This is a genomic window from Mesorhizobium sp. M8A.F.Ca.ET.021.01.1.1 (genome assembly GCF_003998025.1).
Classification (GTDB): Bacteria; Pseudomonadota; Alphaproteobacteria; order Rhizobiales; family Rhizobiaceae; genus Mesorhizobium.
Map to the genome: position 1 here is coordinate 1 of NZ_RZSJ01000309.1, position 6995 is coordinate 6995.

Sequence of the window (6995 nt, forward strand, 5' to 3'; positions counted from 1 at the left end):
TCCTTGTAGGTGTCGAGCGTGCCGAGTGCGGCAGCGCAGGCGATCGGATTGCCCGAATAGGTATAGCCGTGGAAGAACTCGATCATGTGCTCGGGGCCGGTCATGAAGGCGTCGTGGATTTCCTTCTTGACGAACACCGCGCCCATCGGGATGACGCCGTTGGAGACGCCCTTGGCGGTGGTCATGATGTCGGGCGTGACGCCGAAATAATCGGCGGCGAACGGCGCGCCGAGGCGGCCGAAACCGGTGATGACCTCGTCGAAGATCAACAGGATGCCGTGCTTGGTGCAGATCTCGCGCAGCTTCTCGAGATAGCCCTTCGGCGGCAGGATGACGCCCGTTGACCCGGCGACCGGCTCGACGATGACGGCGGCAATGGTCGAGGCGTCATGCAGGGCGACGATGCGCTCCAGCTCGTTGGCGAGCTCCGCGCCATGCTCCGGCACGCCCTTGGAGAAGGCGTTCTTCTCCGGCAGGTGGGTGTGCGGCATATGGTCGACGCCGCCCAGCAGCGTGCCGAACATCTTGCGGTTGGTGACGATGCCGCCGACCGAGATGCCGCCGAAATTGACGCCGTGATAGCCGCGCTCGCGGCCGATGAGCCGGGTGCGCGAGCCCTCGCCCTTCACGCGGTGATAGGCGATCGCCATCTTCAACGCCGTCTCGACCGATTCCGAACCGGAATTGGTGAAGAACACATGGTCCATGCCCTTGGGCGCGATGTCGACCAGGCGGTTCGCCAGTTCGAACACGATCGGATGGCCCATCTGGAAGGCCGGGGCGTAGTCAAGTTCGGCGGCCTGGTGCTGGATCGCCTCGGTGATCTTCGGGCGGCAGTGGCCGGCGTTGACGCACCACAGGCCGGCGGTGCCGTCCAGCACCTTGCGGCCGTCGCTGGTGGTATAGTGCATGTCCTTGGCGGACACGAACATGCGCGGCGCCTGCTTGAACTGCCGGTTTGCCGTGAACGGCATCCAGAATGCGCTGAGATCGTTCGGCGTGACTTTCAGCCGGTTGGACATGACCAAGACTTCCCCTTGTAACCTGTTTCGGTGCGTCCAACGCTTGGTCTTTGCCGTGCTTTCATGCTACGCAAATTTTGACCGATTGGACAAACGTTAGCACCGCCCTGTCGGCGGTCAAGGATTACTAGCGGAAATGCGGCTCCTGAAGTGCGTTCCACAGGCTAGGGAAAAACTGGTCCAGAGAATTGGTCCAGATGACCGTCAATGCGAGGGTCCGAAACGGTGACCATCAGCACGCAAGCCCCTCGCCGCACCCGCATCCAGCAGGAAAAGCGCGAACTGATCCTGGAGGCCGCGCTCGAAGTGTTCTCCACCAACGGCTTCCGCGGCTCGACCATCGACCAGATCGCCGAAGCCGCCGGCATGTCGAAGCCGAACCTACTCTACTATTTCCGCCGCAAGGAAGACATTCACGAGACGTTGATGGAACGGCTGCTCGAAACCTGGCTGGCGCCGCTGAGGGAACTCGATGATATCGGCGATCCGATGACCGAGCTCAGGAGCTACATCAGGCGCAAGCTGGAAATGGCGCGCGACTTTCCGCGCGAGAGCCGGCTGTTCGCCAACGAGATCCTGCAGGGGGCACCGCGCATCATGCCGCTGCTGGCGGGCGAGTTGAAGACGCTCGTCGACGAGAAGGCAGCGGTCATCAAGGGCTGGATGCGCGCCGGCAAGATCGCCAGGACCGATCCCTGGCACCTGATCTTCTCGATCTGGGCGACCACCCAGCACTATGCCGATTTCGACGTCCAGGTCCGCGCCGTGCTCGGCCCGAACCGCGGCGGCGACGGCCGTTTCGAGGACGCCGCGAGATTTCTCGAGCAGTTATTCTTGGATGGGCTGAAGCCGAAGGGGTAGCGTTGTTGCTGACCTCGGAGATGGGCCGAGGCGCTCACCACTTCGTCATTCTAGGGCGAAGCAAGGAGCGTAGCGACGCGGCGCAGACCCCTGGAGCTGCTCCGCAGCCCAAGGAATCCATGCCGTGACGCGGAAGCCCTGCAACGGTTCAGAATTCTGCTCCGCTGCGCTCGACGGCCAAGGTCACGGAATGGATCCCGGGGTCTCCGCGACGCCGCTTCGCAGCTGCTCCGCCCTGGGATGACGAAGCTGGGAGGGCTTTGCCTCAGAACGCACCGTCGTCAGGCGCTGCGCCGTTCGGCCGGCATCGCGTCGAGTAATTGTTGAAGCTTGGCAACCGAGTTCTGCTCGGCAAGCGGTGTATAGACGATCAGCCGCATGTCCGAGCCGTCGTCGATCGACAGGCTCATATGCTCGAAAGCCATCAAGCCCGCCTTGGGATGCCGAACGTGCTTCACGCCGGTCAGCCTGCGCGCCACGTCGCGCCGCGGCCACCAGTCACGGAACTCGGGACTCGAGCTCATCATCAGGGCGATCAGCCTGTCGAAATCGGGATCGCCGACATATTTGGCGCTTTCGGCACGAAACGAGGCGAGCACCACGCGGGCGAGTTCTTCCCAGTCGACCAGCAGGCGGCGATGGTGCGGATTGGTGAACACCATGTGAACGATGTTTCTGCTATCGCCCTCCAGCAGGCCATAGTCGCCGAACACCGCCGCCGCGGCCGGGTTCCAGGCAAGCACATCCCAGCGCCGGCCGACCACTTGGGCCGGCTGCAGGACGAGGCTTTGCAGCATATGCAACAGCGTAGCGTCCACCTTCTCGGGCGCCGCCACACGACGTTCCGGCTGCTGGCGGCCGGCGAGAATGAACAGATGCCGCTTCTCGACGGCGTCGAGGCGCAACGCCTCGCAGAGCGCCGAGAGCACTTCGACCGAGGGCCGCACGTCCCTGCCCTGTTCGAGCCAGGTGTACCAGGTGGTGCCGACACCGGCGATCATCGCAACTTCCTCGCGCCGCAGACCCGGCGTGCGCCGTCGCGGACCTGTTGCGATGCCGGTGGCCAACGGCGTCAGCCTTTCCCGGCGCGAACGCAGGAAGGCGCCGAGTTCGCGCCGGCGGCTCTCGTCGGCTGATTGGGTGGGGGCAGCAGAGATGGAAGCGTTCATACCGGCTATTATAGCAGTATTGATACCAGGATAAAGTTTGAACTGTTTGCCGTGGGCGAAGCGTCCCATCTTGCGTTCGGAGCAGCAACAGGAGGCTCTGCACATGGAATTGAAAGACAAGACCATTCTCATCACCGGATCGACCGACGGCGTCGGCCGGGTCGTGGCGCAAAGGCTGGGCGCCTCCGGCGCACGGGTACTGGTGCATGGCCGCGATGCCACACGCGGTAAGGCCGTTATCGCCGAGATCGAAGCCGCCGGCGGCAAGGCCGAGTTTCTCGCGGCCGATCTCGCGTCGCTGGCGGAGGTAAGGCGCCTCGCCGAAGCCGTGCGCGCCAGGACGCGCCGCCTCGACGTCCTCATCAACAATGCCGGCGTCGGCACGGCTGGCGACAAGCGACAGACGAGCGCCGACGGCCACGAACTTCGCTTTGCCGTCAACTATCTCGCCGGCTTCCTGCTGACCTCGGAACTGCTGCCGCTGCTCAGGGCAAGTGCCCCGGCGCGCATCGTCAATGTGGCGTCCGCCGGCCAGCAGGCGATCAACTTCGACGACGTCATGCTGACCCACGGCTATAGCGGCGTGCGCGCCTACTGCCAGAGCAAGCTGGCGCAGATCCTGTTCACCATCGATCTGCCCGAGCAGTTGAAAGGCAGCGGCGTCACCGTCAATGCGCTGCATCCGGCGAGCTACATGAACACCACCATGGTCCGTCAGGCGGGGGTGAAGCCATGGAGTTCGGTCGAAACCGGCGCCGACGCCATCTTGAACCTCGCCACCGCGCAAAAGCTCGAAGGCCGCAGCGGCCTCTATTTCGACGGACTGCGCGAATCCCGCGCCGACGCCCAGGCTTACGATGCCAGGGCAAGACAGCAATTGCGAAGCCTGAGCCTCGACCTCGTCGGGCTGGCTTCGCCAAAATCGAAGGAAGAACCGTCATGACCGTCACAACCGAACACACAGTCATCATCGGCGGCTCGTCCGGCATCGGCCTGGCGACAGCGCGCAAACTGCTCGGCCCGGGCATGAAAGTCACCATCACCGGGCGCAACCAGGACAAGCTCGTCAGCGCCTGGAAAAGCCTTGGTGGCGCAGCCGACAAGGCCGCCTTCGACGCGTCGAAGCCCGATGAGGTGCGCCAGTTCTTCGATCGGCTCGGTCCGTTCGACCACCTCGTTCTGGCAGCGAGCGGCGGCAAGGGCCTCGGACCGTTCGAGACGCTCGATCTCGCCGACATCGCCGGCGGCGTCGACGAAAAGGTGCGGCCGCAACTGTCCTGCCTGCAGGCCGCGTTGCCGACGTTGAGCAAATCCGGATCGGTCACCTTCATCTCGGCGGTCTCAGCTCAGGTCACCATGCCCGGTGTCGCCGGCATCGGTGCCGTCAACGGCATGCTGCTGACCGTGACGCCGATCCTGGCTGTCGAGCTGAAGCCGCTACGCGTCAACGTCGTGGCGCCCGGCGTCGTCGACACGCCCTGGTGGGATTTTTTGCCGGAAGAACAGAGGCAAGCGGTTTTTGCCGAATATGCGGGAAAAACGCCCGTGGGCAGGATTGGCCGCGCCGAGGACGTCGCCTCGGCGATCGCCTTCCTCGTCTCCAACAACTTCATAACCGGCCAGGTGCTGACCTGCGACGGCGGCCTACGGTTCGCGGCATAGGAAGTGCATGCGGCTGGGAGAAACGTGACAAAGGTATTGCGACTTGGATGAGCCGGGGGTGCTACCGCCCGGCGACTATCCCAGCACCGATTGCCGCGATGACGAACAGCAGCACTATCCAAAAGCCAAACAGATTTGCCCTTTGATAGATAGGTTTCCCGGAATCGGCCTTTGCTCGAAGAAAAAGGAGGACGTCAGGGAACCCCATTACCAGGAGAAGTATGAAAAAGCCGATCTCGCCTATGAATTCAGAACGAAAGCGCTTTTCCACAAAAGGGTACAGCGCGATTGAGCCATAAACCAAATAGACAAATAGGGTGAAGCGAGTTGCTGATTTCCCCAGGAATAAAGGGGACGCCAGAAAGCTTTTCTCGTCCGATTTTCGCAATAGGACAACAATTGCCAGCAAGCTCGATATAAAATAGGCATCTAATAAAACGAAGGAATCCCTAGCCGTAATTGACTGAAAATGTTCCAGAAGGACGACAATGACAACTGCCAGCCCTCCTCCCATAAGCAGCCATCTCAGGGTGTCTCGGCTTCTCCCTCTGAGAATATACATCTAACGCTCAACGAAGTTTACGATTAGAGATTAGATATCGGCACTGTCCTAACAATAAGTATCGGCGCTGCCATGACGGCGCGCCGCCGAGCAGCAGGCAGCCGAGAGAACCACAAGGTGGGCAAATCGGCGGGCATTAAACTCCCCTTGAAACAGTTGGAGCGCCGCGCCCCTCGACGGCGCTCCAAACACAGTCGGATAATCAGGCCGCCTTGGCGGCGGGCATCGGATGGATGGCGTGGAACGGGATGCAGAGCCGGTTCCAGGTGTTGATCATGCCGACCGCGACGGACAGCTTGACCAGTTCCTCTTCCGAAAAATGCTCCAGCGCGCGCGCATAGAGCTCGTCCGGCACCCCGTTGTCGGCGACCAACGTCACCGCTTCGGTCCAGGCCAAGGCGGCGCGTTCGCGCTCGCAAAACAGCGGCGATTCCTTCCAGGCGGAAACCAGATAGAGCCGTTGCTCGGTCTCGCCGTCGCGCCTGGCTTCGCGGCTGTGCATCTCGACGCAGAAGGAACAGCCATTGATCTGCGAGGCCCTGAGCTTGATCAGGTGCAGCAGGCTCACCTCCAGCCCGCATTCGTCGACCGCCTTGTTGAGCGCCGAGACCGCCTTCATGATTTCGGGCGCCTTGGCGAAGAACTGCATTCTCTGTTTCATCGTCTTTCCTTTCGCATCGTCGGGAGGGTTAGGTTTGGTTGGTTGAACTGGATTTCTGCGGCCGCTGATGGCGCTCGACAAAGGCGCAGCTCGCGGCAAACGATCTGGGGTCGCCTTCCGCCGCGTAATCCGCCACGATGTCGGACAGTTTCACCTCGGCCAGCGCTGCCCGGTAGGCGCGCTCCGCCTTCAGCATCGCGGCATTGATGCCGCAAGGTTTGACATAGGCCGAGGCATCGATCTTGACCGGACCGTTGCGGCGGATCTCGCCGCAGCGAAACGCCGGTTCGCGCCCCTCGATGGCCAGCACGATGTCGAGCAGTGTGATGCGTTCCGCAGCCCGCGCCAGCCGATAGCCTCCCGCCGGACCCGGCACCGATTCCAGAATGCGCGCCGCCGTCAGCATGTTGAGATGCTTCAGGAGATAGCTCGGCGACAGGCCGAACGCCTCCGCCAGCGCCGCGCCCGGCATAGTGCTGTTGCCGTTCACACTCGCCAGCGTCGCCGCGCAGTGGATGGCCGCCTCAACGCCCTCGCCCAGTTTCATCGTGATGATCTCCAATTCATGGACATCTTTTATCGTGGATAATTTATATCGGCAATAGGAAAAATGGAGATTGCCCGCTAATTCTGATGGTTCCGGCACGCCGCTTAGCAAGACTTGGGTTCCTCGCACCCCGCGGAGCGGGGGAGAGGTGGCCCGGCGAAGCCGGGACGGAGAGGGGGGACGACTTTGTGAAGTTGCAACCGGTGAGGAGGAGGCGCGCGTAAAGATGATCAGGAGCCTTGGGCAGTTACCAGTCGTCCCGAAGTCCCCTCTCCGTCCCGGCTTCGCCGGGCCACCTCTCCCCACTTTCGTGGGGCGAGGAACCTAAGTTCTGCCAAGCAGCCCTTCTTATGCTGGAGCAAACCCTACTCCGCCGCCACCTTGGCCATCGGGTTGTTCGGGTGCGTCGTCCAGTTGGCGTAGACCGGCGACACGGGCTTGCCGGTGCGTTGGTCCATTACGCCCGCCGCCAGCGGCTCCATGGTGATGCAATTGTCGACCGGGCAGACAT

General features: G+C 62.4%; 8 protein-coding genes and 1 pseudogene. 3 read left to right on the forward strand and 6 right to left on the reverse strand.

Going from position 1 to position 6995, the window contains the following annotated elements; translation table 11 throughout:
* The coding region (locus EOA36_RS21865; RefSeq protein ID WP_145969252.1) for an aspartate aminotransferase family protein at positions 1-1022 on the reverse strand (1022 nt) is incomplete at its 3' end.
* A 225-nt stretch (positions 1023-1247) separates the two neighbouring features.
* Here EOA36_RS21865 and EOA36_RS21870 point away from each other — a divergent pair.
* Positions 1248-1883 carry a TetR family transcriptional regulator C-terminal domain-containing protein gene (locus EOA36_RS21870; RefSeq protein ID WP_127279388.1) on the forward strand — a complete coding sequence of 212 codons (636 nt, stop codon included), beginning with the start codon at positions 1248-1250 and terminating at the stop codon, positions 1881-1883.
* Positions 1884-2164: 281 nt separating this feature from the next.
* Here EOA36_RS21870 and EOA36_RS21875 read toward each other — a convergent pair whose 3' ends face one another.
* A complete protein-coding gene (locus EOA36_RS21875; RefSeq protein WP_127279389.1) occupies positions 2165-3052 on the reverse strand; it encodes a helix-turn-helix transcriptional regulator in 888 nt (295 codons plus the stop codon).
* Between the two features lie 103 nt (positions 3053-3155).
* On the opposite strand from EOA36_RS21875, the gene EOA36_RS21880 reads away from it, so the two are divergent.
* Positions 3156-3995, forward strand: a complete 840-nt coding sequence (locus EOA36_RS21880) for an SDR family NAD(P)-dependent oxidoreductase (RefSeq protein ID WP_127279390.1) — start codon at positions 3156-3158, stop codon at positions 3993-3995.
* Positions 3992-4714 carry an SDR family oxidoreductase gene (locus tag EOA36_RS21885; protein WP_127279391.1) on the forward strand — a complete coding sequence of 241 codons (723 nt, stop codon included), beginning with the start codon at positions 3992-3994 and terminating at the stop codon, positions 4712-4714. The genes EOA36_RS21880 and EOA36_RS21885 overlap by 4 nt, the downstream gene beginning before the upstream one ends.
* Before the next feature lie 61 nt (positions 4715-4775).
* On the opposite strand, the gene EOA36_RS21890 is transcribed toward EOA36_RS21885, so the two are convergent.
* From EOA36_RS21890 to EOA36_RS21905, 4 genes and pseudogenes are all read right to left on the reverse strand, one after another.
* Positions 4776-5276, reverse strand: coding sequence for a hypothetical protein (locus EOA36_RS21890; protein ID WP_127279392.1), 501 nt, complete (start codon positions 5274-5276; stop codon positions 4776-4778).
* 202 nt (positions 5277-5478) lie between these two features.
* Positions 5479-5937 (reverse strand): carboxymuconolactone decarboxylase family protein, encoded by a 459-nt coding sequence (locus tag EOA36_RS21895; RefSeq protein ID WP_127279393.1) that lies wholly within the window; start codon positions 5935-5937, stop codon positions 5479-5481.
* Positions 5938-5965: 28 nt separating this feature from the next.
* The gene (locus EOA36_RS21900) at positions 5966-6484 is read right to left on the reverse strand and encodes an Rrf2 family transcriptional regulator (protein WP_127279394.1); all 519 of its coding nucleotides are present in this window, start codon (positions 6482-6484) and stop codon (positions 5966-5968) included.
* A 365-nt stretch (positions 6485-6849) separates the two neighbouring features.
* Positions 6850-6995: pseudogene (locus tag EOA36_RS21905) on the reverse strand (NAD-dependent dihydropyrimidine dehydrogenase subunit PreA); the annotation flags it as partial.